Here is a 26729-nt window from a genome sequence, read left to right on the forward strand (position 1 = left end):
GCCCGGCTCAGACGGCCTGGAGCAGTGTCATCCCCATCGACATCCCGCCACCGAAGGCGGTGAGCAGCACGAGGTCGCCGGGACGGACCCGGCCGGAGCGGCACAGCTGGTCGTAGGTGATCGGCACCGCGGCGGCGCCGGTGTTGCCGTAGGCGCCGTACGTGCTGGCGACGCGGTCGAAGGGCAGCCCGAGTCGCTCCGCCATCGAGGCGAGGATCCGGCCGTTGGCCTGGTGCGGCACCAGATGCCCGAGCCGGTGCGGCGCTACGCCGTGCTCGGCCAGGAACTCCGCGATGCCGGAGACCACGTGCGTGTCGATGAATTCGCGTACTCCCCGGCCGTCCATCCGGAAGTGGTGCGAGCCGTCGCGGAGCGTCTGCTCCGAGGCCGGCAGGCGGCTGCCACCGGCCGCCACTCCGATCAGCCCGCGCGCCTCGGCGAAGCTGAGCAGCCGGGTGGCCACGACCCGGTGCGCGCCACCGACCCCGATGACCGCGGCGCCCGCGCCGTCGCCGAAGAGCACCACGGTACGGCGGTCCTGCGGCGACAGGATGCGCGAGTAGACGTCCGCGCCGATCACCAGCGCCGGGCGGTCCCCCGCTGCCGTCACCAGCCGCTCGGCCACCGCGAGCCCGTAGCTGAAGCCGCTGCACACCGCGTTGACGTCGAACGCGGCGGTGCCCCGGCCGGCGCCGATCTCGTGGGCGACGACGCTGGCAGTGGGCGGTTGCGGCGAGTCCGGCGTCGAGGTGGCCACCACGACGAGCGCCAGGTCCGCCGCGTCGACGCCGGCGTCCGCGAGCGCGACGCGCGCCGCGCCGATCGCCAGGTCGGAGGTCGCCTCGTCGGGCTTGGCCCACCGCCGCTGCCGGATCGCCGTCTTCTCGAACACCCAGTCGCCGGTCACCCCGGCGTGCTCGGCCGCCTCGTCGTTCGTCACCACCCGGCCGGGCAGGTAGGAGCCGGTGCCGAGCACACCGATCGGCCGGTCGCCACGCGAATATGTGAGCATGCGCCAGGTCCATTTCTTCACCAGCCGTCGATCGCGGAATTGCGATAAGGACGGGCACCGACTTCGCGGCGAATAGTGTCGACGGTCCACCAGACCAGACCTGCGGTCAATGTATGGCAACCGAACCGGGCAGGGCAACCGCCGGAACCGACGTGACATATTCGCGCCGACCGCCTTGGCCAGGCGCGCTCCGATCACCACGATGCGGATGTGGACGCCAAACCCGTATTCGGTCCGGCCGGGTCACCGTGGATGGATGCCATCGACGTGCACCATCACATTATTCCCGATTTCTATGCCGCCGAGCTTCGCGAATTGGGCGGTTCCACGGTCCTTTCCGGAGTCGACCGTCCCACCTGGAGCCGGTCGGGCAGCATCGCCATGATGGATCGGCAGGGAATACGCGCCGCGATCGTCAGCCTGTGGCCGGGCGTACCCTCGCTGGACCGCGCCCGGGGCCGCGCTCTCGCGCGGCGGCTGAACGAGTACCTGGCCGAGTTCGTGGCGGCCGGCGACGGCCGCTTCGGCGCGTTCGCGGTGCTGCCCTTCCCCCACCTCGACGACTGCGTGGCGGAGTTCGTCCACGCGATCGACGTGCTCGGCCTCGACGGGCTCGGGCTGCTCACCAACTACGACGGGCTCTACGTCGGCGACCGCCGGCTCGATCCGCTGCTGGCCGAGGCCGAGCGGCGGCGCACGCCCGTCTTCGTGCACCCTGCGGTGCCGCCGGCCGCCGGCCAGCCCAGCTTCGGGCTGCCGCTGTCGCTGTACGAGTTCCCGTTCGAGACGGTGCGGCTGGTGGCGCAGCTGCTCTACAACGGGACGTTGGAGCGGTTCCCCGAGCTGCGGATCATCCTGCCGCACGGCGGCGGCGGGGTCAGCTACTACGCCGACCGGCTCACCTACGGCCCGGTCATCAACGGCGACCTCGCCGACCGCCTGCCGGACGATCCCCTCGCCGTGCTCCGCCGCCTCTACTTCGACGTGGCGATGTGCGGCCGGCACGCGCTCGCCTCACTGCGGCTCTTCGCCGACCCGGAACGGGTCCTGGTCGGCTCCGACTACCCCTTCATGCCCGAGTCCTTCGGCGCCTCGATCGGTGCGGGAGTGGCGCGCCACGCGGACCTCGATCCGGCGTGGTGGGCCGCGGTCAACCGGTCCAACGCGGCGAAGCTGTTCGCCCGCTTCCCCTCGACAGGAGAGTGACCACATGCTCGACGACACGCTTGTCGACGCGTACCTGAACCGCATCGGTGTGGCCCGGCCGGAGCGGCTCGACGCCGAGGCGCTGCGGCTGCTGCACGCGCAGCACGAGCTGACGGTGCCGTTCGAGACCATCGACTACCACCTCGGCAAGGAGATCTTCATCGACGAGCGGGTGGTCGAGAAGATCGTGTACCAGAACCGCGGCGGCGGCTGCGGGGAGATCAACAACGCGTTCCACTACCTGCTGGAGTCGCTGGGCTTCGACGTCACGCTGCACCAGGGCCGCGTCTGGCTCGGGCATGCGTTCACGCCGCCGTACAACCACTCGGTGACCACCGTGCGCATCGGCGCGGACCGGTGGCTGGTCGACGTCGGCCTGGGCCGCAGCAGCCGCTACCCGCTGCTGCTGGAGTCGCCGCAGGCGCAGGAGGACCCGCACGGCACCTTCTCCACCAAGCGGGTCGCCGACAACGCCACCGACGTCTACCGGGCCGACGCGCTGCAGTACCGCTTCTACGACGAGCCGGTCGTGGCCGCCGACGGCATGCAGGTCCTGTGGTGGTACCGCACCTCACCGGACTCGCCGTTCCTGCAGAACCTGTCCTGCACGCTGCCGACCGAGAACGGGCGCATCATCCTGCGGGAGAACAAGCTCGTGGTCATCGACGGCGACGAGCGGCGGATCGAACGGCTCACCAACGACGACGACCTGCTGGCGGCGTACGACAAGTACTTCGGCATCAAGCTGGACGCGCCGCCGAAGCCCAGTCCGCACGTGAAGAAGTCGATGCGCATGTCGTACGAGCGGGACTGAGCCGTGCTGACCGACGAGCAGGTGCAGGGCTACCTGGACCGGATCGGCGCCGCGCGCCCCGAGCGACCGGACCTGGCGGCGCTGCGCGACCTGCAGGAACGCCACACCTTCACGGTGCCGTTCGAGAACCTGGACTACCACCTGGGCCACGAGATCTACATGGACGAGCGGGTGCTGGACAAGGTGGTCCGCCAGCGCCGCGGCGGCGGCTGCTTCGAGATCAACACCTCGCTGTTCTTCCTGTTGGAGGCGCTGGGTTTCGCGGTGACCCTGCACCAGGGGCGCGTCTGGCTCTCCGAGCGGTTCAACGGGCCGCACAATCATCTGATGCTCACGGTGGACCTTCCCGAGACCGGCTCCCGCTGGCTGGTCGACGTCGGCTTCGGCAAGAACAGCCGTTTCCCGTTCCGGCTGGACGCCGCCGAGCCGTACGTGGACCCGCACGGCCGGTTCACCACCGAGCGGGTCGAGCCCGGGGCCGTCGACGTGTACCGCAACGGCGCGTTGCAGTACCGGTTCTACGACGGGCCGGCCGACCTGTCCGACTTCCGGCAGAACCTGTGGTGGTACCGCACCTGCCCGGACTCGCCGTTCCTGCGGAACATGTTCTGCACGCTGCCCACCGCCGATGGGCGGGTCACCCTGCAGGGCGACGTGCTCACCGTCATCGCCGGCGACCGCCGGACCGTCGAGACGCTCACCGACGACGACGCCCTGCTGGAGGCGTACCGGCGGTGGTTCGGGATCGTCCTGGACAAGCCGCCGACACCGAGCCCGTACGCGGACCAGTCCTCGCGCATGGCGTTCTTCCAGAGCGACGACGGCGGGCCGGCCCGCCGATGACGACAGTGCGGGCCGCCTACGTCGACCGGCTGGGCCCGGCCGCCGGGATCCGGTACGGCGAGTTGCCCGCGCCCCGGCCCGGCCCCACCGACGTGCTCGTCGACACGCTCGCCACCACCGTCAACCACGTGGACACGTTCGTGCGCGCCGGCACGTACCGTACGCCGGTCCCGCTGCCGTTCGTGGTGGGCCGGGACGTGGTCGGCGTCGTCGCGCACGCCGGTGACGGTGTCGCCGGCTTCCGCCCCGGCGACCGGGTCTGGTGCAACAGCCTGGGCCACGGCGGGCGTCAGGGCGCGGCCGCCGAGCAGGTGGTGGTTCCCGCGGACCGGCTGTACCCGCTGCCCGCGGCGGCCTCGGCGGAGGCGGTCACCGTCCTGCATCCGGCCGCCACCGCCTACCTGGCGCTGGCGGTGCACGGCCGCCTGCGACCCGGTGAGACGGTGGTGGTGGGCGGTGGCGGCGGCAACGTCGGCGCCGCGTTGATCACGACGGCGACGGCGCTCGGCGGGCGCGTGGTCGCCACCGCCGCGCCCCGGGACGAGGCGTTCTGCCGGGCCGCCGGCGCGGTCGAGGTGGTCGACTACGCCGCGCCCGACCTCGGTGACCGGCTCGCCGCGTCGTGCCCGGAGGGCGTCCACGTCTACCTGGACACCTCCGGGACCAACGACCTGGACCTGGCGGTCGGGCAACTCGCCGTGCGGGGGCGGATCGTGCTGCTCGCGGGGGCGCGGACCCGGCCGGAGCTGCCCGCCGGCGAGCTGTACACGAACGACAGGTCGATAGTCGGTTTCGTCATCTCGCTGGCCACGACCGCGGAGCTGGCGGAGGCGGCCGGCTTCATCAACCGGCTGCTCGCGGCCGGCCGGCTGCGCCCGCGCGAGGTGGTGCGACTGCCGCTGTCCGCCATGCGGGAGGCGCACCGGATGGTGGAGGACGGCGAGATGCGCGGGCGGCGGGCCCTGGTCGTCCCGGACGGCGCAGCGGCGTCACAGCTCGGTGAGCAGGCGGTGCAGGTGGAGCGCGAGCTGGATCTCCAGCGCCCGTGACGGGAGTTGCCAGGTCGGGCCGAGCAGGCGCTTCACCCGGTCCAGCCGCCGGGTGACGGTGTTCGGGTGCATGTGCAGCAGCTCCGCCGCATTGGTCGGGCTGCGGCCGGCCTCGAAGTACGCGTCGAGCGTGCGGGCGAGGTCGCCGTCGCGGTGCCTGTCGTAGTCGAGCACCGGCTGGAGGGTGGCGTCGATGAACTGGTCGATGCCCTCCCGGCCGGCCAGCAGCATCGGCAGGAAACCCAGCTCCCGTACCGACACGCCACGACCGGCCAGCTCCATCATGATCATCACGTCGAGGCAGCGCAGCGCCTGCCGGTAACGCACGGCCACCCGCTCCGGCCCGGAACCGCTGTCGGACGCCGCGGCCGTCACCGGCCGGCCGAACAGCGCACCCGACTCCTCCGCGGCCGTCCGGGCGATCTCGGCCGGGTCGGCCTCACCCGGCAGCAGCAGCACGATGTCGTCGTCGTGCAGCGCGGAGAGACCGTCACCTCGGGCGGCGAACGCCGCGCTCCACATCGACGCCCAGTGCGGGCTGACCCCGTCCGGCCGCAGCACCACCACGACGTACGGCCGGTCCAGGCGCACGCCGAGGCGCCGGGCCCGCTCGACCAGCGTGCCCGGCGGCTGCGGCGTGGTGATCAGCTCGTTGAGCAGGGCACGGCGGGCCTGGCTCTCCCGGCTGTCGTCGAGCTGCCGCAGGATCACCGCCGCCGCCTGGGCGATCAGGAGCAGGAGCTGCCCGTCCGGATCGGCGAGCGGGCTGTCCATCTCCAGCAGCAGGTCTCCCATCCGCCGGTCGCCGGCCAGCACCGGGACGACCAGGCGGCGGCCGTCCGGCGCGCCCGCCTCCGGTCCGGCGACGCCGGCGGCAGGCCGGCTCGCGGCGACCACGAGACCGTCGTCGGTGCACAGCCGCACCGACGCGCCGAGGCGCCGGTCGGCCTCCACGACGAAGGCCCGCGCGTCGCCGCGGGCCACGGCCAGGTCGATGAAGCCGTAGTGCGCCGAGCGCAGCGTCCGCAGCCGGTCCAGGTCGGCGGCGGTACGGGCGGACTGCTGCTCCAGCCCGTAGAGCCGGGCGATCGCGACGTCGAGCAGTTGCGTCTTCTCCATCGCCGCGCCGGCGAGCCGGGCGAACGAGGTCAACTGGACGCGCTCAGCAGCGGTGACCGTCCGGGGGCGACGGTCGGCGAGGTACAGCGCGGCGACGGTTCGGCGGGGGGCGTATCCGCGCAGGTGGCCCAGACGCACCGCGACCACCGCGTGCAGCGGCCCGTCGTCGTCCGGTCCGGACACCGGCCCGCCGTCGAGCGGCGGCCCGGCTTCCGCGTCCCCGCACCACAGCGGCGACCCGTCCAGCAGCGCCGCGCCGGAGGGATGGTGACCGGGCAGGGCCGGCGGGCCGCCCTCGTCGGGGCCGTCCACCGCCCGTACCGTGATCGTGGGTCCGTCCTCGGACACGACGGCGACGAAGGCGGCCGGCGCGTCGAGCAGCCGCCGGCCCTGACGGGCGATGTCCCGCAGCAGGCCACTCTCGTCGTGCGGCACCGCCGGGTCGTCCACCGGCTCGGCGACCGCTTTGGGCGCGGCGTCGTCGGCGGAGCCGGCCGGTAACGGCGCGTCCCCGGGCACGGCGGCGCCTTGTTCCCTGCTCCCCCGCATGACTCTTCCCGTGTCCGTAGTCGCGTCGCAGATCTGCGCCGGATTATAGGCGTCCCGGCGGTCGACGACGTCGAACCTGATGAATCAGAGTCGAACACTTTGACCCTTCGGGAAGCCGATAACGACGATTCTCCGCATGGCCGAAACCGAGACCACCACGCCACTGTTCGAATCGCAGGCGGAAATCGTCGTCGACGCCACTCCGGACGAGGTCTACGCGCTCGTCAGTGACCTTCCGCGGTGCCGGGAGTGGAGCACCGAGTGCACCGGAGGCGAGTGGATCAGCGGCCGTCCCGGCGCCGCCGGGGCGGTGTTCCGCGGCCACAACGTGCGTGGCGAGGACGTCGTCGCCTGGGCGCCGGTCGTCCGCGGCGTCTGGACCACGGAGTCGCAGGTGCACACCGCGATCCCCGGCGTCGAGTTCAGCTGGGCGATGCGGGACAGCCAGGGAAACGCCCAGAGCAGCGTGTGGGCCTTCCGGATGAGCCCGGAGGGCGCCGGCTGCCGGCTGACGCACCACTTCCGGATGGACCAGCCCACCGAGGGCATTCGCAAGATCACCCAAGACATGGACGACGACGAGCGCCGGCGCTTCGTCACCGAATGGGGCGCAAAGGTCGGTGCCGATCTGCACGAGACGCTGCGCCGCCTCAAGTCGATCATCGAGACCGAACGGTAGGAGCCGGACATGTTGCTGCAGACGATCGCCAATCGCGGCATCCGACTGGGCACACTCTTCGACCGGGCCGCGGCCCGGCACCCGGACAACAGCATCACCCTCGACCACGACCTCGACGTGGCGCCGGAACTCGGCCGGCGGCTCACCGTCGGCGCGGTCGCCGGCCTGGTCGCCGACCTGGCCTCCCGCCTGCACGCCGCCGGCGTGCGACCGGGCGACCGCGTGGTGGTCTACAAGTCGCACAACTTCGACATCACGCTGAGCGCGTGCGCGCTGGCCCGGATCGGGGCCGTGCCGGTGCTGCTCTCCCCCCACCTCGACGCCACCACTGTGGTCCACCTGATCCGCCGGGTCGGCCGGCCGTACCTGCTGACCGACCGCGCCACCCTCGACGCCGGACTGTCCGACACCGTGTTCCCCACGGTCGCCGGGGTGCTGCTCGTCTCCGGTGACCATCCGTCGGCCACGTCGCTGCGCGCCCTGACCGGAGTGCCGAGCGTCCCGCCGATCCTCATGTCGCCCGACCACCCCACCCTGGTCACCCACACCTCCGGCACCACCGGGCTGCCGAAGCTGGCCGTGCACACCGGACGGACGCTGCAGGCGCGCTACCGCCCGCAGGCGTCGGTCGCCGCGCTGGTGCGACGCCGCTGCCCCGTCGCCATCCACGTCTCGTTCGTGCACTCGCGGCTGTTCACCGCGCTGGCGATCACGATGTTGCGGGGCTTCCCGCTGCTGGTGCTCGCCGACAACGACCCGGACCAGGCCACCGACCTGTTCCTGACCCACCGTCCGGGCGTGCTGGAGACCCACCCCAACTCGTTCCTGCGGTGGGAGCGGCTGGCCGACGACCCGCGCGCGCCGCTGGCCACCGTGCGCTACTTCAGCAGCACCTTCGACGCCATCCACCCGCGTACGGTCCGGCGCATGCTCGGGGCCTCCGCGCATCCCAAGCCGGTGTTCGGCCAGCTCTACGGGCAGAGCGAGGTCGGCCCGGTCGCGGCCCGCGCGTTCACCCGCCGCCGGCCGGAGGACGCCGACGGGCGGTGCGTCGGCATGCCGTTCCCCGGCATGACCGACATCCGGGTGGTCAGCCGCAACGGACGTCCACCCACCCGCGACAACCCCGGCTACATCGAGGTACGCACCGACGGGCGCATCGTCACCTACCTCGGCGAGCAACAGCGGTACGAGGGCCAGCGCCACGGCTCGTGGTGGCGGATGGGCGACCTGGGCTACCGCACCCGGTGGGGCTGCCTGCACCTGCTCGACCGCGAGGTCGACGAGATCGACGGGTTCGGCAGCACGCTGGCCGTCGAGGACACCCTCTTCACCCTGCTGGACGAACTCGTCGAGGTGATCATCCTGCCCGCGCCGGACGGGCCGCCGGTGCCGGTGATCTGCACCAGCGAGGACCTGCCGATCGACGCCGACCGCTGGGCCGGCGCGGTCGCCACGCTGCCCCCGATGGCCTGTCCGGTGCAGCGGCGCCTGGCAGAACTCCCGCAGACCGCCACCACCAAGATCAAACGGTTGGAGCTGGCCAAGCAGCTGCTCGACCGGGACAGCGCGGCCGGATGAGCACCCGGACGCCCGTGCGGGTGGTCGTGGCCGGGGGCGGCATCGGCGGGCTCGCCACGGCCCTGGCGGTGGCGGCGCACGGGCATCACGTGACGGTCCTGGAACGCCAGCCCGAGTTCACCGAGCTGGGCGCGGGCATCCAGCTGGCCCCCAACGGCCTGTACGCGCTGGACGCGCTCGGCGTGGGACCGGAGGTCCGGGCGACGGCGGTCGCCATGGCGGAACTGCGGTTCATGGACGGCGTGACCGGCACACACGTGACCAGCCTGCCGTTGACCGAGCGGTACCAGCGCCGGTTCGGCAGCCCGTACGTGGTGGTGCACCGCGCCGAGTTGCACCGCCGGCTGCTCGACGTCGCCCGGCGGCTGCCCCGGATCACGCTGCGCCCGGCCGCCTCGGTGGCCGGGTACCACCAGAACGCCGCCGAAGCCGCCGTGCACCTGGACTCCGGCGAACGGATCCCCGCCGACATGGTGATCGGCGCCGACGGCATCCACTCCCGCATCCGCCGCCAGCTCGTCGACGACGGCGAGCCGCGCAACTCCGGCATCACCGCGTATCGCGCCATCGTCCCGATGTCCCAGGTGCCCGCCCGGGTACGCCGGGACGCGGTCACCTGGTGGGCCGGACCGGACTGCCACTTCGTGCACTACCCGATCAGCGGCGGGGCGTACCTGAACATGGCCGCCAGTCACGCCGACGGCGCGCCCACGCTGTTCGCCGGCCGGCCCACCGACGGCGCCCTGGTCCGGGCCGCGATGTCGCGCCTCGGCGCGGTCGACGACCTGTTGCGCCTCACCGACGAGTGGCGGGCCTGGGTGCTCGTCGACCGGGCGCCCGTCGACGACTGGGCCGACGGCCGGGTCGCCCTGCTCGGTGACGCCGCGCACCCCATGCTGCACTACGCCGCGCAGGGTGCCTGCCAGGCCCTGGAGGACGCGGTCGTGCTCGGCGACCTGCTCGGCGACGGCGCGCAGCCGGTGGCCGAGGTGCTCCGCCGCTACGTCGCTCAACGGCGGGAGCGGACCGCCGCGGTGCAGGCCGTCTCCCGGGACAGCATCCGGCTCTGGCACGCCGCCGGGGACGCGGCGACGGCCCGCAACCGGGCGCTGGCCGCCATGACGCCGGACGAGCTGCACACGGCGGTGGCCTGGATGCACGCTGCCCGGGTGCGCGGCGAGCGCCCGAGCGAGGCCGTGCGATGACAGGCCCGCGACATCTGCGGATCTGCATCGTCGGCGCGGGTCCGCGCGGGCTGTCCGTCCTGGAGCGGCTCTGCGCCCAGGAACGGCACGAGCGGACCTGCGCCAGCCTGACCGTGCACGTGGTGGATCCCGCCGCGCCCGGGGCCGGCGCGGTGTGGCGCACCGACCAGTCCCGGCTGCTGCTGACGAACACCGTCGCCTCGCAGATCACCGTCTACACCGACCCGAGCTGCCGGCTGGCCGGGCCGATCGAGCCCGGGCCCAGCCTGTACGAGTGGGCCAGGAGCGTGGCGTCGGTGGGTCCGCTGGGCGCGTTGGACCGCGACGTGCTCGACGAGGCGCGCGCGCTCGGCCCCGACGACTATCCGACCCGGGCGTTCTACGGCCACTACCTGCGCGCCAGCTTCCGCCGGATCGTGCGCCGCGCGCCGCCGCACGTCTCGATCCGGTGTCACCGCTCCCGCGCGGTGGCCAGCGCCGACACGTCGGGCGTACCGGGCGGTCCGCAAGGCGTACGGCTTGCCGACGGCACCCGTCTGCACCACCTGGACGCGGTGGTGCTGGCCCTGGGTCACGCCGCCGCCCGGCTGGATCCGCGGCAGGCACGCACGGCGAGCCTGTCCCGGGTCCACGGACTCACCTACCTTCCCCAGGCCAACCCCGCCGACGTCGACCTCAGCCATATCCCGCCGGGCGCCCCGGTGCTGCTGCGCGGGCTGGGCCTCACGTTCTTCGACCACCTGATCCTGCTCACCGTCGGCCGGGGCGGCAGCTTCACCGAGGAGGGCGGGCGGCTGCGGTACCGGCCGAGCGGCGCCGAACCGAGGTTGTCCGCCAGTTCCCGCCGGGGCATCCCGGCGCACGCCCGGGGCGACAACCAGAAGGGTGTGACCGGCCGGCACCTGCCCCGGCTGCTGACCGCGCAGGCCGTGGCGCGGCTGCGCGCCCGCCGCGCCCGCGGCGAGTCGATCCGGTTCCGCCGCGACGTGTGGCCGCTGATCGCCGCCGAGGTGGAGAGCGTCTACTACGCGACGCTGCTGCGCCGCACCGGGCACGCCGACCGGGCCGAGACCTTCACGGTGCGCTACCTCGCGACGCCGGCCGAGCGTCGGCCGGCGCTGCTCGACGAGTACCGGATACCGCCGGCGCGGCGCTGGGACTGGGACCGGCTGGCCCGCCCGTACCGCGGCCACGAGTTCCGCGACCGGGACGACTTCCGGGACTGGCTGCTGGACCACCTGGCCCGGGACGTGGCGCACGCGCGGGCCGGCAACGTCGACGGGCCGCTCAAGGCCGCGCTGGACGTCCTGCGTGACCTGCGCAACGAGATCCGCCTGGCGGTCGATCACGGCGGGATCGACGGCGACTCGTACCGCGACGAGCTGACCGGCTGGTTCACCCCGTTCAACGCCTTCCTCTCGATCGGCCCGCCGGCCCGGCGCGTCGAGGAGACGATCGCGCTGATCGAGGCGGGTGTGCTGGAGCTGACCGGGCCGGACACCCAGATCGTCATCGACACCGAGACACCCGCGTTCGAGGCGACGTCCCGGACGGTGCCCGGTCCCCCGGTCCGCGCGGGCGTCCTCATCGAGGCGCGGCTGCCGGAACCCGACCTGCGCGGCACCGCCGATCCGTTGCTGCGCCACATGCTCGACACCGAACAGTGCCGGCCGTACCGGATCCCCTACGACGGCGGCACGTACGAGACAGGAGGACTGGCCGTGACCGAACGTCCCTACCGGGTCGTCGACGCCCAGGATCAGCCGCACCCCCGCCGCTTCGCGTTCGGTGTGCCCACCGAGTCGGTGCACTGGGTGACGGCGGCCGGCATCCGGCCGGGCAGCGACTCGGTGATCCTGGCCGACGCCGACGCGATCGCCGCCGAGGTGCGCTCGCTCGCGCCGGCCGGACGTGCCGTGGCCGACCGCGCGGCCTCCGGGCCGGCCCGCTTCCCGGGGGTGATCGTGTGATCGACACCCTGGACGTGGCGGTGGACAGCGGCCTGCTCTCACCGGTGCGCGCCGGCACGAGCATCGAGCCGGTGGTCGGCGACCGGGCCTGGTTGCAGGCCATGCTGGACGCCGAGGCGGCGCTGGCCCGGGCCCAGGCGCGGCTGGGCACGCTGCCCGCCCAGGCCGCGGCGGTGATCACCCGGACCGCCCGGGCCGAGCTGTTCGACCTGCGGGACGTCGCGTTGGCGTCCCGGGACACCGCGAACCCGGTGGTGGCGCTCGTCGCCCAGCTGACCCGGGCCGTCGCCGAACTCGACCCGGCCTCCGCCGAGTACGTCCACCGCGGCTCCACCAGTCAGGACATCCTGGACACCGCGGCGATGACCGTCTCGCACCGGGCGCTCACCGTCATCGACGACCACCTCGCCGCCGCCGTCGACGCGCTCGCCGGACTGGCGCTGGCCCACCGGGACGTGCCGATGGCCGGACGGACGCTGGCCCTGCACGCCGCCCCGACCACGTTCGGGCTGAAGGCGGCGGGCTGGCACCAACTGCTCTGCGACGCCCGGGTACGGCTGTGGCGGGTACGCGACCAGGGCCTGCCGGTGTCGCTCGGCGGCGCGGCCGGCACGCTGGCCGGCTATCTGGAGTACGCGGCAATGGACGGTGCGGCCGAGCCCGACCCCGGCTACGTGGACCGTCTCGTGGCGGCGTTCGCCGAGGAGACCGGCCTGAGCCGGCCGACGCTGCCCTGGCACACCCTGCGTACGCCGCTGGCGGACCTCGCCGCGGTGCTCGCGTTCGTGACGGGCGCCCTCGGCAAGATCGCCGTGGACGTGCTCTCGCTGGCGCGCAGCGAGGTGGGCGAGGTGGCGGAGCCGGCGGCCAGCGGGCGCGGCGCCTCCTCCGCGATGCCGCACAAGCGGAACCCGGTCTTCGCCACGCTCATCCGCAGCGCCGCGCTCCAGGTCCCACCGCTGGCGGCCGGACTCACCCAGGCGCTGCTCAGCGAGGACGAGCGGTCCGCCGGCGTGTGGCACGCCGAGTGGCTGCTGCTGCGCGAATGCCTGCGGCTCACCGGCGGCGCCGCGGAGGCGGCAGTGACGCTGACGCGAGGGCTCGTGGTGCGCCCGGAGCGGATGGCGGCCAACCTGGCGCTGACGCGGGGCCAGCTCACCTCCGAACGGATCGCCGCCCGGCTCACCCCCGTCGTCGGCCGGGACCGGATCAAGGAGGTGCTGACCCGGGCCGCCGCGGAGGCGGACGCGACCGATCGCGCCCTGTCCGACGTCCTCGCGGAGACGCCGGAGCTGCGCGGCCGCTACACCGCCGAGGAGCTGGCCCGGATCGGTGACCCGGCCGGCTACCTCGGCGCGGCGGGCACGCTGGTGGACGGCGCGGTCGTGGCCCGGGTGGCGCCGGAGCCGGCCCGGCGCTGACCTCCGCGCCCACGCGAACGGGTCCGCGGTCGGATCAGCCGATGCCGTCGACCGCGGCCCGCAGCGCGCTGATCGACGGGTCCCAGGTGAAGTTCAGGACGGGGATGCCGGAGGCGGCGGCGTTGCTGTCACCACCGAGGACCACCGCCCGCGGCTTGCCGGTGCCCTGGGGGACCACGAGATACCAGTTGCCCTTCACGTTCGCGATGAACACGTCGTCTGCCTCCTGGTCGGGCGGGTTCGGGTTGGCGACGTCTCCGGCCCAGCTCTCGAAATCGACTGTCGCGCGGAAGTCCGTCGGGCTGGCGGTGTTCAGCCAGAGGCTGGTGTGCACGTGCGGTCCGACGCCGTACTCGCTGCCGTTGGCCGAGGAGCCGGAGTACGCGATCGTCTGGCCGCGCGACACACGCTGACCGGGTGAGACGGCGATCGCGGACAGGTGCAGGTGCCGGGTGTAGTTGCCGTCGTCGTGGGCCATCCCCACGACGCGCCCGGTCGCCGTGGAGGTGTCGGCCTTCACGAACCGGATCGTGCCGTTCGCCGCCGCCATGACGGGGGTGCCGGTGCCGACCGCGTAGTCGGTGCCCGGCTCGCCCGAGGGCGGCGTCCGGTTCCGGTGGTCCTGCCAGGAGCTGGAGATGCGGACACGTCCGCACGGCCTCTGGTAGCCGCCGGCGGCGCTGGCGGAGCCGGGCAGCAGGGCGAAGGCGGCCGACACCCCGGACGCGGCCAGCGCGGCGCCGGTGAGGAGCCCGCGTCTGGACAGTCCACGTAGATAGGCGATGCCACCGAGGTCCTCGGGCGGCGGAGCGCCGCGGCCGACGTCCCGGGACGACCCGTCACTGAGGATCATCGATGTAAGGTAAGACCACTTCCGGTCGAGGGCAAGGGTTCACCGGCGATCGCCGGGATCACCGGGTTCGCGTCGTGCGCAGGTGTCATGGACAGGGCCGGCCCGGGCAGACGTCGATCACCTTGCCGGTGAGCAGGAACACCGCCTTCTGCCGCTGCGCGCCGGGCTGCGCGCGCGGGAACTCGTGCGAGTCCTCGCCGTACTCCGGTCCGGCCGGGGCGAGGTTCGTCGGCGGTGGCGCGTACGCCGCGCCGCTGTTCCAGACCACCATGGCCGAGCCGGCGTACGGGTACCTGCGGATCGGCGCGATGCCCCAGAACGGCCGCACGTCCGGTGACCAGCCGTCGGCGAGCGCCGGGGTGTGCAGGCGCGCGCCGATGGTGCGGGCCTGCACCTCCGCCGCCGCTGTCGAGACCTGCTGGTCGGCGAAGGCCACGTGCATCAGCACCCGGTGCGCCGGGGTACGCGGCAGCGGGCGGTCGGTCATGTGCTGGGCGTACCCGTTGGCCTCGGACCGGTCCCACAGCATCTGCAGCAGCGCGAAGATGAGCTGCTGGTCGATCTTGTCCGGGTAGTAGCCGTCCATGACCGTCTGGAACGGGGCGAAGTCGACGCTGCGCTGCAACAGCGTGGAGTAGTTCATCGCGGGCACGCCGAGCACCGAGCGGGTCCAGTCCTGGGCGATGGCGGTCAGCGCGCCGCCGTTGATGCCGCCCTGGCTGTTGCCGTCGTAGTGCAGCCCGCCGGCCACGTCGATCAACGGCCGCCCGGCGGCGTCGCGGAACGCCGGGTGGGCGGCGAACCCGCTGCGGTGGATCATCGTCCGGCCCAGGAAGAGGAAGTTCAGGAAACTCTGCTGCAACCGGTCGGCCACCGCGGGGAAGGCGCTGAGGTCGGTGAAGGCCCCGGCGACGTACGGGACGTCGGCTGCCGCCATGCCGATCCAACTCGTCGCGCAGAAGGTGAAGTCGTACGTCTGCGACATGGTCTTGACGTTGCCGGCGTTGATCTCGGTCGGCCGGCCGAGCAGCCCGTGGCCGTAGAGCGACAGGTGGGCCGGTTTCGCGGCGGACGCGCTGCGCGGGATGTTGCAGACGAAGTCGGCGGCCACCGTCGTGCCGGACGGTGTGGGCAGCGCGTTCGGCGTCGGCGGCGTGCCGTCGCCGCCGGGCGGCCCGTAGTGCAGCCGGGAGCCCGGTCCCCCGTCGCCGGTCAGATAGGACGGTACGGCGACGGTGCCGGTCACCTGCCGGGCGATCAGCGGGTCCTGCTCGGGCGCGTAGTCGGTGACCTGGGTGACTGTGAACGAGGGGGCGCGGCGGCCGAGCGCGGCGAACGCGCTGTCCCGGACCGCCAGCATCCGCCCGGTCAGGCCGTGCCGGCTCGCCACTGTGAAGTCCCAGGCCAGGTAGAGGCTGTGTCGCTTGACGCCGGCCCGGCTCAGGTCGGCGAGGATCCGCTTCATCTGCGGCGCGCGCGGGTCCCGCCGGTCCAGGCCGGCGCCGGTCACGTACGCGCGGAACGCCTTCGGGGCCGGGATCAGCGCGCCGTCGCCGTCGCGCATGCCGCGCAGGCCGACGACGTACCGGGCGCCCTCGGTCAGCGCCACCGCCGGCCGGATGATCAGCACCTGCCGGTCCGGGCTGCCGGCGGCGTGTGCGTCCAGCTCGGCCCAGTACGGCGTACGCCGCCCGGTGCGGGCGTCGAGCAGCACGATCGGCGCGTCCGGCGCCAGCGAGCGGCCCACGTCGGTGACCGGCGCGATCCGGGTCCTCGTGGCGTCGAGACCGGGTACGCGCGCCAGGATCGGCGAGCCGGGGCTGAACCCGTCCTGCCGGTTCCACTCCGCCGGGTCGATCGGGACGCCGAGCACGTTCGCCGGCATCGCGGAGGCCGCGAACCGCACCCGCTTGCCGGTCGGCGTCCTGCGGTCCGGCACCGTGAAGTAGTCGTTGGGGAACGGCAGCAGGCAGGCCGCCGGGTCGATCGGATCGCAGGATCGGTTCCCGGCCGGGGCGGGAGGCGCGGGCGGCGCCGCGGCGGCACCGGAGCCGAGCAGCACTGCCGCTGCGGTCACCAGCGCGGACACGGCGAGACGGAGCCGTCTGGGGGTGGGCACGCGCGTCTCCTTCGACATGGGACGGTGGTGTTCTTCCTACGCTCGTGAAGGAATCTCGGCAAGGGCCCGCGGGCCGGCAATGCCGGATCAACGACGAAGAATCCGCAGGTCAGAGGCATAGCTCTACGGTGGGTCACGAAGTACTCACGTCCACTGGAGGACGTCATGACCACACCCGCCCCCACACCCCCACCTCAGCTCCAGGTCGCCCTCGGCACCGCCGGGGACCCCGGCTCGGTGCACGCCATCACGGACACCGGCACAGCGCTGCTCGTCACCCACTACCCCGCATCCGGCGCCGGCCGGCTGCACGTGCTCGACCCCCGTACCCTCGCCCCGGTCCGCCCGTCCCTGCCCGTCGGCCACGAGCCGCGCGCGGTGGCCTGGCACCCCGGACGCGGGCAGGCGTACGTGATGAACCGGGGGGTGCAGAGCTACAGCGTCTCCCGGTGCGACCTGGCCACCGGCGCCGTCACCGACATCCCGATCGGCTTCGGGCTGATCGCGATCGCCGTGGACCCGGCGGCCGACCTGCTGTACACCGCCGACTGGGCGCACAAGCGGCTGCACGTCATCGAACTGGCCGACACCACGCAGCGGCACACGGTGCCGCTGCCGTCGGCGCCGATCCGGCTCGCGGTGGCCCCGGACGGCACCGTCTACGCCTCGCTGTATGTCAAGGGCCTCGTCCCGGCCGACGACGCGCTCGCCGTGCTGCGCCCGGACGGGACGCTCACCGTGGCGCCGATCGAGCCCGCGCATCTTCAGCCGGGCGGCGTGGCGATCGCGCACGACGGGATGATCTACGTCGGCTCGCTCGGCGGCGGCACTGTGCACCCGCTGTTCGGCGTGCACGACCCGGACACCGGCCAGCGGCTCGGCGCGGTAAGGAGCGCCGCAGGCGTCCGCGACCTCGCGGCCGTGCCGGGACTGTCCCGGGCCTGGCTGGCCACCGACAAGGGCGTCCAGCTCGTCGACACCGCCAACCCGTACGCGCCGCGCACGCTCGACCCGATCACCACCGGCCACGCCCCGTACGCGGTGGCGGTCACCGCGAACGGCACCGCGTACATCGGCGACGTCGTAGACGGCACCGTGTCGCTGATCCGCCCGGACGTCGCGGACCTGCCCCTGGACGCGGTCGCCACGCTGCTCACCGAGGCGGGCTTCGCCCCGGCCGCCGGGCTCGGCGCGGCGATCCGGGCGTACCAGACGTTCCACGAGCTGCCGGTGACCGGACGGCCGGACGCCGTCACCGCCGCCCACCTGACCGCGCCCGGCTGCGGCAACCCGGACCGGACGACATCGGCGAGTTTCGTCCTGGAGGGACACCACTTCCGGCACACGAACCTGACCTACCACCTCGGCGACATGACGATGCCGCACGCCCGGGACGACTTCACCGAGGAGCTGAAGCACGACCTGATCAAGGTGTCGCTCGACGTGTGGCGCGAGGTGCTGGGCGAGAACTGGAACGGGCCGTTCGAGTTCACCCGGGTCTTCGACCCGGCCGAGGCGGACATCGTCTTCTCCGTCGGCGACGACCCGGTCTTCCACGACACCGGCTGGTTCCGGACCGTCTACGCGGTGACCAAGTGGGGGGCGGCTCCCGGCTGGCCGGACGCGGGCGGTCAGCTGCCGGTCATCTTCAACCGCAAGATCGGCTGGGACGCGCACGGGTACTTCGACGTCGACCTCTACGGACCGGACTTCCGGCACGTCGCCACGCACGAGATCGGCCACGCGTTCGGGCTCAACCACGGCAAGAGCAGCAACGTGATGCACCGCAACGCGACCTGGTACCGGGTGCCCAAGTCCGACGACCGCAACGGCCTGTTCGCCATGTACGGGCGGCTGCCGTTCACCGACGGCGTCGGCCTGCGGGTGCTGCCGGACGTGGACCACGTCGCCTACTCCGACTGCGAGCGGCACCTGGTGGTGCACTATCCGACCAGCGACGGGTGGACGTGGACCCGGCTCACGGACGAGGTGGGGGCGCCCCGGATGGCAAGGGGCAGCGCGCCGTCGCCGTTCTTCGCCCACGACGGCGTGCCGTCGTACGTCTATGCCGGCGACGGCGGCCACGTCCACCAGATCTGGTACGACCAGGGCCAGTGGTGGTGGGGTGACCTGACGCAGGACAGCGGCGGCCCGCCCGCCGTGCGGTACGGCCCGCACGCCTACCGCAACGGCGACACCCAGCGGGTCGTCTACAGCGCCACGGACGGCCGGACGATCCGGCTGTCCCAGGCGCCCGGGCAGGGCTGGGTCTGGCAGGACGTGTCGGTGGAGGGCGCGGTCGCGGCCGACGGCGCGCCCTACGGGTACGTCGACGGCGACACCGGCCTCGACGTGATCGTCTACCGGGACGCCGAGGAGCACCTGCGGATGCTGTGGGAGGGCCCGACCGGCTGGGGGCAGATGTCGCTGACCTGGGCCACCCAGGCGGAGAACCCGCTACCGCTGACCATGATGCCGGTGTGGGGCGAACACCGCGCCGGCGAGCGGCACCGGGTGTTCGGCCTCGACCACCGGCAGGACATCCGGATGTACGCCGTGGGCGACGACGGCGCCTGGCACACGCGGTCGCTGACCGCCGAACTGGGCCTGCCGGAGTGCCGCGCGTCGGCGGTGCAGCGGCTGCCCGGCGTGGACGGCGCGCCCGACGGCTGGCTGCTGGTCTTCGCCGACTACGACGGCGGGCTGTGGGAGCTGACCGGCGACGGCGACACGTGGCAGGCCGAGCGCGTGCAGATCGACGGTATGCCACCGGTCGGCTCGACCCTGCTGTCGGTGTGGCTGGGCGGCGGCCGCCTCCAGATCGCCTACACGGCGGCGAACGGCAACATCCAGTTGCTGTCCCGCTCGCTCGGCGCCCACGACTGGCAGCGCACCAACCTGACGCGGGTGTCCGACGTGGTGTGACGCGGTACCCGGCGCTCCGCCGGCCCGGCGCGGGTCGTCACCCGATCGCCGGGTCGGCGGGTTGCCGGGGCGCGACGAGCCGGGGCGGCCAGTTCCGGACCCGGGACGGATCGGCCCGGTGCAGGACGGACAGCCGCTCCCCCACCGACAGCGCGCGCGACAGTCCCCCGCGCACCTCGTATCCGGCGGTGACGAACTTGGACAGGTAGTGGATGCCGACGCTGATCACGACCAAACCGAAGACGTACGCGTCGCGGTCGTGCAGGAAGCCGACCTGCAGACCGGCCGCGATGACGCAGATGACCGCCGCGTACAGCAGCATGGACCACCACCACTGTTCGAAGCCCCGCGCCACCCCGTCGCCGGCGGGCGGCACTGTCGACAGTCCGCTGGCCTCCCCGGCCCGCAGGATCCGCCGGCTGAGCAGCAGGAGCAGGAGATTCGTGACGGAGACGGCCACCGCCCCGGCCGCGCAGCCCCACGCCCACAGGGCGGGTTTCCAGAACACCGACAGCAGCACGGTCGGCAACGCGACGACGCACATCGCCCGCACCGCGACCTCCGTGCAGCGGGCCAGGGCGCCGGGAATGTGCCGCGCGGTGAGCCGCGCCAGCACGCTCTGGTAGTACTTCGCCCCGACCAGCGCCTGGCCGAACCCGATGATCACGGCCGCTCTCAGGTCGGCCGGAGGCAGCGGCTTGGCCGAGAAGGTCAGCACGTCGTCGACCTTCCACAGGGCCGTCTTGGCGCAGATGAACCACCAGCAGGCGGTGGCGACAAGCGCGAACCCCATCAGGTACGTGTCGTGCGTGACCTTCGCCGCCCGGGCCACCCGGAACTGTTTGTACTGCGTCCGGACCTCCCGGGAGGCGGGCGCGAGCCGGGCGACCCAGCGTCGCAGTGCCGACCGGCTGGTCTCCGACTCCTGCGCCGCCAGGTCGAAGGTGAGAACCATCAGCCGGTGCAGGTCGTCGAACCGGAACGGCCGGTCCGGCAGGAGCAGCAACCGGTCCTTCGGCTGCTCCTCGATGAAGTCGTCGAGCATCCGGGCGATGGTGGGACTTATCGCGTAGACCCGGTCCGGCACGCGCCCGTCGCGCGCGGCGCTGCCGACCATCACCTGGATGAGGATGATTCCCAACGAGTAGACGTCGGCCACCTCAGACTGGCCGCGGTTCTTCACCTCGGGCGCGATGTAGACGGCGTCGTCGTGCTCGGCGATGCCGACCTGGCGGCTGTACAGGTGGTTGACACCGAGATCGATGAAGTGGACCCGGCCGTCGGACAGGATGATGTTCCCGGGCGACAGGTCCAGGTGCTGTCGTTCCCGATGGTTCACGTCGACCGGCTCCGACCGCGCCAGCTTGTGCAGCGCCTCGGCGAGCAGAAGCCCGACCTGGCGGGCCTTGGCCACCCGGGCGCCCGGCGACGGCCCGGAACTCTCGAAGGCGATGAGGTGGTCGCCCAGTGTCTCGCCCTCCTGGTAGGGCATGAGCACCCACTGGTCGGTCGACGCGAGCGGATGCACGACCACGCTCGGTGTGTTGCCGGCGCCGTACCGGACCGCGTACTCGTCGGTGGCCTGCGCCACCGACGTCAGCTTGCTCCACGGAAAGAGCACGCACTTGAGTACCAGCTCGGGATGCAGGCCGGACTCGTCAACCGGTTCGAGCGTGGTGGCCTTGAGGATGAACGAGGTGGTCCCCGCGCGGTGGTACTCCAGCGAGCCGAAGTCGATCTCGCGCCACCGGCGCAGGTCGATCTCGGAGATCGGCCGGCTCACGCCCGGACGGCCGCCCGGCCGGTAGAGGGCCCGGATCGCCGCCGACACCGGCGTGGTCCGGAACAGTTCGCGGCAGTAGTCGTCCGAGGCGTCCTGCTTGGCGCGCTCGGGCGGCTCGAAGCGCCGGTCGAGGAGGGTGACGTTGAGGCAGAGGAAGGCCAGCAGCGCCGCCACCGGCGGGTCGTGGGGATCCGCGGCCTGGCGCAACCGTGCGAGCGCCGCCTGACAGCCGTCCAGGAAGGCGCCCACCCCGTAGATGGACTCGTGGTCCGCGGCCGTGTCCATCAGGTCGGCGAGGATCTGGTGTGTCGCGGCCAACCGCGCCTCGGGCGGCGACCCCAGCAGCCGTCCGGTCTCGTCGGCGCTGTTGCGGTCCCGGATCTCGCCGAGCAGAAGCTGCCGTACCGCCTCTACCGGCTCGCCGTCAGGTGCGGCGCCCCGTACGTCGTCCGCCACACCGTCAACCATAGGCGATCATCAACATGCCGGGGAGTGTCCGAAAGGCGACGGCCGGCCCCAGGCAGGCAGGCGCGCCGGCCGCCTCCCGCCGTCCGCCACCGAGGAGAGGGCGGACGGCGGGCGGGACCGGGCTGTCGGTCACCGGCTCGGTGTCGCCGTGACCTCCGGGCTGTCCGGAAGCGGCTCGCCCGCTCCGTCCGGCGGCGCGCCGAGGGCTGCCGACAGCACCCGTCCGGCCCGCTCGACGCCGCCCTCCGCCGCCAGGGCGAACACGAAACGGTCCGGGCGCAGCACCACCAGGCCGGCGCGGTGACGCCGGAGCCATCCGTCCAGCACGCCGTCCACGTCCACGACGTCGACCCGGTCCGGCCGCTCGTCAGCGGACGGGCCCGGCAGGTCGGCGAGCGGCGTGCCGGACGGGTGGACCGCGACGAACCGCACCGGCAGCCCCGGTCGCCACGCTCCGAGCGGGTTGTCCGCGCCGGCGCGACCGAGCACGGCGAAGCCGTCGCCGAGCGCCTCGTCGAGCAGGCGCTCCCCGGGCGCGCCCGGGACGAGCACCCGCGGCTGGGGGAACATCGTCCCGACCATCCCGTCGCGCCGGCCGCCGGCCATCAGGCCCCGCCGGTACGCGGGCACCGGCTTGAACTCGAAGCGCTCCACGAACCGCCGTACCCGGGGGATCGTCTGGACGGCCCGCAGCGCGGCGTCGCGCAGCGCGGCGGCGACCCGGTTGCGGGCCAGGAAGACGTGTCCCAGCCGGACGCTCGTGCGCGCCATCTCCACCGTGTGCGGGCGCCGCTCGGTCTCGTACGTGTCGAGCACGACGGGATCGGCCGCGCCGGACAGCACCAGCGACAGCTTCCACGACAGGTTGGCCGCGTCGCGCAGTCCGCTGCACAGGCCCTGACCCATGAACGGCGGCATCTGGTGGGCGGCGTCGCCCAGCAGGAACACCCGTCCCTCCCGCCACCGTTGCGCGATGAGGTGGTGGAAGGTGTAGACCACCGCGCGGGTGACGGTGAACCGGGCCGGGTCGACGTACGGCGAGACGAGCGCGGCGACGGTCTCGGGCCGCCGCATCTCCTCCTCGGTCTCTCCCGGCCGCAGCATGAACTCCATCCGGTAGCTGCCCCCCGCGCCCGGGGACACGAACGCCGGACGCCGCCAGTCGCAGACGAACCGCGTGTCCCCGACCCGTACCGCGTCGGGCGGCACGTCGCCGGAGACCGCCAGCCACGGCTCGGCGTAGCTCGCCCCGGACAACGGGATCCGGACGGCGGCACGGGTGGCGCTGCGCGCGCCGTCGCAGCCGAGCACGTACCGGGCGCGGACGGCCCGCCGCTGCCCGGTGGCCACGTCGGACAGCAGCACGGTGACCCCGTCCTCGTCCTGGGTGAGGCCGACCATCTCGGTACCGAGCGAGAGCTGCACGTGGGGGAAACGGTCCAGCCCGGCGCGCAACGTGTGTTCCAGTCGCGGCTGGTCGAAGAAGCGCAGCGGCGCGTGCCCGTACCCGAAGTCCGTCTCGGACAGCGCCATCCGGGCGAAGACCCGGCCGGCGCCGTTGACGTACTCGACGAGCGGCGGCGCGATCGTGGAGTCGCGAATCTCGTCGAGCAGGCCGGCCTGCTGGTAGATGCGCATCGCCTCGTCGTCGCAGGAGAAGGCCCGCGGCTGGCCGTGCGGGGCCGCGCTGCGCTCCACGACGAGCGTGGTGACGCCGCGGGCGCCGAGCAGGTTGGCGGTGAGCGCGCCCACCGGCCCGCAGCCGATGACGGCGACGTCGACCTCCTGGACCGCCTGACGCTCCGGCGACTGAACTGATCCCATTGTGGTGCCCCTTCGGAACATGGTCCCGGACGGCTCCGGCCGTCCGACGCCGACCAGGGCACCAGCCCGGCGTGGAAAGGGTGTGGAGAAGGCGTGGAGGTGGGCCTCCACACCGGTCAGAAGGCCGCGAACCGGTGGAGCAGCAGCGCGGCGCCCTGGTCGGCGGCGATCCGGGCGCCGAGGTCCCACTCCGCACGGTCGCGGCGCGCGGCCCCGCGGATCCGGTGCAGCTCCGCGACGAAGACGCGCTCGCCGAACCGGTCCGCCACTGCAAGTCCTTCCGCGGCCAGCGTCGCCGCGGTCTCCGGCCGGCCGGCGGCCAGGTACGCCTCGGCCATCGCGGCGCACGTGATGGTCCGGGTGGACCGCAGCCCGGGACGGTAGAACTCGTCGGCGGCGGCGCGCATCGCGTCGAGCCGGCCGTGGTCGCCGCCGCGCGCGGCGGCCCACTCCAGGAAGTACGCGCCGGTCGCCGTCATGTGCGGCAGGCCGGTGGCCCGGCCGATGTCCCGGCACCGGCTTCCCGCGGCGTCGGCCGCGTCGACGTCGTGTTCCTGCATCGCCAGCCAGGCCGCGTAGAGCGCCGCGTTCGCCCGGCCGTACGGGTCGTCCAGTTCCTCGGCGAGGGCCTCGGCGTCGGCGATGTCCGCCCGGGCGCCGGCCGGGTCGCCGCGCATCGACCGCACGAGCGCCCGGAAGTTGTGGCAGGCCAGCACCGGACGCCGGCCGACCTCCCGGCGCAGCAGCGCCCGGGCGACCGTACGCAGCCGTTCGATCCCGGCGCTGAGCCGCCGCTCGGCCTCGGCCTGGTGGCCGGTGAAGTAGCCGACCGCGCCGAGCAGGTACTCACCGGCCACGGCGATCAGGCCGCTGCCGTCGTCCGGGGATCGCACCAGGCGCCCGGCGAGGTCGGCGCAGATCGCGAACTCGGCCCGGTTGGCGGCCAGCTCACCCAGCGCCCAGAGCGCGTGCCGGAGGTCGGTGTCCGGCCCGACGAGCGTCAGCAGCTCACGGGCACGGGCGCAGACCTGGTCGACGGCGTCGCTGCCGACGCCGACAGTCATCTGCAACAGCGACGCGCGGTGCAACTGGACGGTCAGTTCGGTGGACGCCGCGTCGGGCGAGACCTGCGCGGCCGGGGCCAGCCGGCGCGCGGCGCGTTCGAGGTGGCCGAGCGCGTCCTCGTAGGCGACCCGCCGCGTCGCGTCGTCGGCGGCGCGCAGCGACCACCGCAGGTGGTCCTCGCCGTGGCCGAGGCCGATCGCCTGACCGTAGTGGCGGGCCAGTTCGGCCGGTGCGACGCCGACGGTCCGCTCGTACGCGCTCGCCAGCCGGGCGTGCAGCGCGGCGCGGCGCGGCGGGACCAGCTCGGCGTAGGTGACCTCGGCGATGAGCGGGTGGCGGAAGGTGACGGCGCCCGGCCCCGCCTCGATGACCAGGGCGGCCGTGTACGCCGGGGCGAGCGCTTCGGCGAGCGCCGGGGCGGTGGTGTGCAGCGCCGCCGCCATCACCTGCAGGTCCAGGTCGTGTCCGGCCACGCTGAGCAGGTCGAGGCAGCGGCGGGCGGGCTCGGGCAGCCCGCCGAGCCGCAGCCGTACCGTGTCGCGGATGCTCGGTGGCAGCTCCGCGTCGGCCGCCGGGTCGGTCCGGGACCGCAGCAGCTCGGTGAGGAAGAACGGGTTCCCGCCGGTACGGGTGACGAGCCGGGCCACCACCGGCTCCGGCGGCGCCGTCCCGGTCCGGTGCCGGACGAGGTCGGCGACCGAGGAGGCGTCCAGCCCGGCGAGCCGGAGCTGACCGAAGTCCCGCCCGCGGGCCAGTTCGGCGACTGTGGCCACCAAGGCCGGGTCGTGGTCGTACGGCCGCAGGGTGGCGACCACGAGCGCCCGGGACGTGGACAGGCCTGCGGAGAGGAACCGCAGCAACAGCAGCGAGTCCGGGTCGGCGGCGTGCAGGTCGTCCAGCACGACCAGCAGACCGCGCCGCAGGGCTGCCGCGTGCACCAGGTCGGACGCCGCCTCGTACACCTGGAACCGCGCCGTGGGGTCGAGGCCGCCCTCGTCCGCCGGGCCGGGCAGCGACCCGGCGGCGAACCCGCCCAGGCGGCTCGCCGAGCCGGTGGCGCCGACGTCCGGCATGGCCGCGAGCACGCGTACCACCTGGTTCCACAGCCAGAACGGCGGCGCCTGCCCGACGTCCGGACAGCGACCCCAGACGACCGGCACGCCGTCCGTCGTGGCCTGGGCGCCGAGCGCGGCGGCGAGGCTGGTCTTGCCGATGCCCGCCTCCCCCACCAGGGCCAGGACCCGCCCGCCGCGCCCGGTGGCCGCGTCGAGCGTCTCCCGCAGCCGCGCCAACTCGGCACCGCGCCCCACGAGCGGGTCCGCGCGCCGGTCCGGCGACCCGCCGCCCGCGGCCGGGCCCGGTTCGGCACGGGCCGGCCGGGCCCCGGCCGTCCGCACGACCTGCCGGCCGGCCGCCGCCGGGGCTCCGGGCTGCGCCGGTACGGCCCGTTCCAGGATCAGCCGGTGCGCCGCCCGCATCTGTTCACCGGGGTCGAGCCCGTACTCGGCGGCGAGGACCCGGCGTCCCTCGTCGAAGGCCGCGAGCGCCTCGGTCTGCCGACCGGACCGGTACAGCGCCAGCATCAACTGCGCGCGGGCCCCCTCGCGCAGCGGGTTCGCCGACACGAAGCGGCGCAGCTCCGCCAGCAGCGGCGCGTGCCGGCCGGCCGCGACGGCAGCTGTCAGGCGGCCCTCCTCGGCGGTGAGCCGCAGCTCGGTCAGCCGCGCCACCTCCGGGCGCACCGCGTTCAGCTCGCCGACGCCGGCGAGCGGCTCGCCCCGCCACAGCGCCAGCGCCTCGGCGTACGTCCGCTCGGCGGCCGCCGGATTCCCGGCCGCGAGCGTGTCCGCAGCCCTGTCCACCAGGTGTCCGAATCGGATCGCGTCGACGGCCTCGGCCTCCACCCGCAGCTCGTACCCTCGGGGGCGGCTGCGCAGGACGCGCGCCGGCTCGCGGTGGGACCGCTCGGGCTCCACGGCCCGGCGCAGTCCGGCGACGTAGGTGCGCAGCGTCGTGTGGGCGCTGGCCGGCGGTCGCCCGTTCCAGAGCGCCTCGACCAGCCAGTCGGCGGCGACGAACCGGTTCGGCCGCAGCAGGAACAGGGCCAGCAGGGCCCGTTGCTTCGGCCCGCCGAGCGGCACGCCTCGCCCGTCCCGGTCGATGCCGGGCGGACCTAGCACCCGGAACCGCACGTCTTCACCCTTACGACGACCCCACCTGTCCGATGCCGAGTATGGCAGCGGG

Annotated in this window: 17 protein-coding genes; 10 read left to right on the forward strand and 7 right to left on the reverse strand. The window is 73.7% G+C overall.

Annotated features, from left to right (window positions below; all coding sequences use genetic code 11):
- Positions 1-7: 7 nt before the first annotated feature.
- Complete coding sequence (locus MicB006_RS14570; RefSeq protein WP_116506755.1) at positions 8-1012, reverse strand: 3-oxoacyl-ACP synthase III family protein; 1005 nt, start codon at positions 1010-1012, stop codon at positions 8-10.
- Positions 1013-1264: 252 nt separating this feature from the next.
- Here MicB006_RS14570 and MicB006_RS14575 point away from each other — a divergent pair, with 252 nt between their 5' ends.
- Genes MicB006_RS14575 through MicB006_RS14590 form a run of 4 tightly spaced genes read left to right on the forward strand, consistent with a single transcriptional unit; the run spans position 1265 to position 4924 of the window.
- Positions 1265-2218, forward strand: coding sequence for an amidohydrolase family protein (locus tag MicB006_RS14575; RefSeq protein WP_225980805.1), 954 nt, complete (start codon positions 1265-1267; stop codon positions 2216-2218).
- A 4-nt stretch (positions 2219-2222) separates the two neighbouring features.
- On the forward strand, positions 2223-3032 hold the full coding sequence (locus MicB006_RS14580; protein ID WP_116506757.1) for an arylamine N-acetyltransferase: 810 nt from the start codon (positions 2223-2225) through the stop codon (positions 3030-3032).
- A gap of 3 nt (positions 3033-3035) precedes the next feature.
- Positions 3036-3875, forward strand: a complete 840-nt coding sequence (locus MicB006_RS14585; protein ID WP_116506758.1) for an arylamine N-acetyltransferase — start codon at positions 3036-3038, stop codon at positions 3873-3875.
- Complete coding sequence (locus tag MicB006_RS14590) at positions 3872-4924, forward strand: zinc-binding dehydrogenase (RefSeq protein WP_225980755.1); 1053 nt, start codon at positions 3872-3874, stop codon at positions 4922-4924. Before MicB006_RS14585 ends, MicB006_RS14590 begins: the two co-directional genes overlap by 4 nt.
- On the opposite strand, the gene MicB006_RS14595 is transcribed toward MicB006_RS14590, so the two are convergent.
- A complete protein-coding gene (locus MicB006_RS14595) occupies positions 4865-6562 on the reverse strand; it encodes a helix-turn-helix domain-containing protein (RefSeq protein WP_161565924.1) in 1698 nt (565 codons plus the stop codon). The genes MicB006_RS14590 and MicB006_RS14595 overlap by 60 nt on opposite strands.
- A gap of 166 nt (positions 6563-6728) precedes the next feature.
- Here MicB006_RS14595 and MicB006_RS14600 point away from each other — a divergent pair, with 166 nt between their 5' ends.
- From MicB006_RS14600 to MicB006_RS14620, 5 genes are read left to right on the forward strand one after another with little or no spacing between them, the layout of a single operon-like run.
- Complete coding sequence (locus MicB006_RS14600) at positions 6729-7271, forward strand: SRPBCC family protein (protein ID WP_116506760.1); 543 nt, start codon at positions 6729-6731, stop codon at positions 7269-7271.
- 9 nt (positions 7272-7280) lie between these two features.
- The gene (locus tag MicB006_RS14605; protein ID WP_116506761.1) at positions 7281-8852 is read left to right on the forward strand and encodes a class I adenylate-forming enzyme family protein; all 1572 of its coding nucleotides are present in this window, start codon (positions 7281-7283) and stop codon (positions 8850-8852) included.
- Positions 8849-10057, forward strand: a complete 1209-nt coding sequence (locus MicB006_RS14610) for an FAD-dependent monooxygenase (protein ID WP_116506762.1) — start codon at positions 8849-8851, stop codon at positions 10055-10057. Before MicB006_RS14605 ends, MicB006_RS14610 begins: the two co-directional genes overlap by 4 nt.
- The gene (locus tag MicB006_RS14615; protein WP_116506763.1) at positions 10054-12027 is read left to right on the forward strand and encodes an FAD/NAD(P)-binding domain-containing protein; all 1974 of its coding nucleotides are present in this window, start codon (positions 10054-10056) and stop codon (positions 12025-12027) included. The genes MicB006_RS14610 and MicB006_RS14615 overlap by 4 nt, the downstream gene beginning before the upstream one ends.
- Positions 12024-13448, forward strand: a complete 1425-nt coding sequence (locus tag MicB006_RS14620; protein ID WP_073827908.1) for an adenylosuccinate lyase family protein — start codon at positions 12024-12026, stop codon at positions 13446-13448. Before MicB006_RS14615 ends, MicB006_RS14620 begins: the two co-directional genes overlap by 4 nt.
- Positions 13449-13482: 34 nt before the next feature.
- On the opposite strand, the gene MicB006_RS14625 is transcribed toward MicB006_RS14620, so the two are convergent.
- Together MicB006_RS14625 and MicB006_RS14630 are read right to left on the reverse strand one after the other, a co-directional pair.
- Positions 13483-14301 carry a M23 family metallopeptidase gene (locus tag MicB006_RS14625; protein ID WP_116506764.1) on the reverse strand — a complete coding sequence of 273 codons (819 nt, stop codon included), beginning with the start codon at positions 14299-14301 and terminating at the stop codon, positions 13483-13485.
- An 85-nt stretch (positions 14302-14386) separates the two neighbouring features.
- Complete coding sequence (locus tag MicB006_RS14630; protein WP_116511442.1) at positions 14387-16420, reverse strand: hypothetical protein; 2034 nt, start codon at positions 16418-16420, stop codon at positions 14387-14389.
- Between the two features lie 165 nt (positions 16421-16585).
- Here MicB006_RS14630 and MicB006_RS14635 point away from each other — a divergent pair, with 165 nt between their 5' ends.
- Positions 16586-19345 (forward strand): matrixin family metalloprotease, encoded by a 2760-nt coding sequence (locus MicB006_RS14635; protein ID WP_116506765.1) that lies wholly within the window; start codon positions 16586-16588, stop codon positions 19343-19345.
- Between the two features lie 37 nt (positions 19346-19382).
- Here the strand turns inward: MicB006_RS14635 and MicB006_RS14640 are convergent, their stop codons facing one another.
- The 3 genes from MicB006_RS14640 to MicB006_RS14650 all read right to left on the reverse strand — a co-directional run bounded on the left by MicB006_RS14640 (position 19383) and on the right by MicB006_RS14650 (position 26677).
- Positions 19383-21584, reverse strand: a complete 2202-nt coding sequence (locus MicB006_RS14640; protein WP_161565925.1) for a hypothetical protein — start codon at positions 21582-21584, stop codon at positions 19383-19385.
- Between the two features lie 141 nt (positions 21585-21725).
- Positions 21726-23420, reverse strand: coding sequence for a bifunctional 3-(3-hydroxy-phenyl)propionate/3-hydroxycinnamic acid hydroxylase (locus tag MicB006_RS14645; protein ID WP_225980756.1), 1695 nt, complete (start codon positions 23418-23420; stop codon positions 21726-21728).
- A gap of 116 nt (positions 23421-23536) precedes the next feature.
- On the reverse strand, positions 23537-26677 hold the full coding sequence (locus tag MicB006_RS14650; protein ID WP_116506768.1) for a BTAD domain-containing putative transcriptional regulator: 3141 nt from the start codon (positions 26675-26677) through the stop codon (positions 23537-23539).
- Between the last annotated feature and the right edge of the window lie 52 nt (positions 26678-26729).

Origin of the sequence: Micromonospora sp. B006, from assembly GCF_003408515.1 — a bacterium.
Classification (GTDB): Bacteria; Actinomycetota; Actinomycetes; order Mycobacteriales; family Micromonosporaceae; genus Micromonospora; species Micromonospora echinospora_A.

Bases quoted from the DNA above. Each gene is read 5' to 3' on its own strand.
- MicB006_RS14590 (WP_225980755.1), top strand. From the start codon at position 3,872: ATGACGACAGTGCGGGCCGCCTACGTCGACCGGCTGGGCCCGGCCGCC.
- MicB006_RS14570 (WP_116506755.1), bottom strand. From the start codon at position 1,012: ATGCTCACATATTCGCGTGGCGACCGGCCGATCGGTGTGCTCGGCACC.
- MicB006_RS14625 (WP_116506764.1), bottom strand. From the start codon at position 14,301: ATGATCCTCAGTGACGGGTCGTCCCGGGACGTCGGCCGCGGCGCTCCG.
- MicB006_RS14600 (WP_116506760.1), top strand. From the start codon at position 6,729: ATGGCCGAAACCGAGACCACCACGCCACTGTTCGAATCGCAGGCGGAA.
- MicB006_RS14575 (WP_225980805.1), top strand. From the start codon at position 1,265: ATGGATGCCATCGACGTGCACCATCACATTATTCCCGATTTCTATGCC.
- MicB006_RS14580 (WP_116506757.1), top strand. From the start codon at position 2,223: ATGCTCGACGACACGCTTGTCGACGCGTACCTGAACCGCATCGGTGTG.
- MicB006_RS14635 (WP_116506765.1), top strand. From the start codon at position 16,586: ATGACCACACCCGCCCCCACACCCCCACCTCAGCTCCAGGTCGCCCTC.
- MicB006_RS14605 (WP_116506761.1), top strand. From the start codon at position 7,281: ATGTTGCTGCAGACGATCGCCAATCGCGGCATCCGACTGGGCACACTC.
- MicB006_RS14645 (WP_225980756.1), bottom strand. From the start codon at position 23,420: ATGGGATCAGTTCAGTCGCCGGAGCGTCAGGCGGTCCAGGAGGTCGAC.
- MicB006_RS14615 (WP_116506763.1), top strand. From the start codon at position 10,054: ATGACAGGCCCGCGACATCTGCGGATCTGCATCGTCGGCGCGGGTCCG.
- MicB006_RS14610 (WP_116506762.1), top strand. From the start codon at position 8,849: ATGAGCACCCGGACGCCCGTGCGGGTGGTCGTGGCCGGGGGCGGCATC.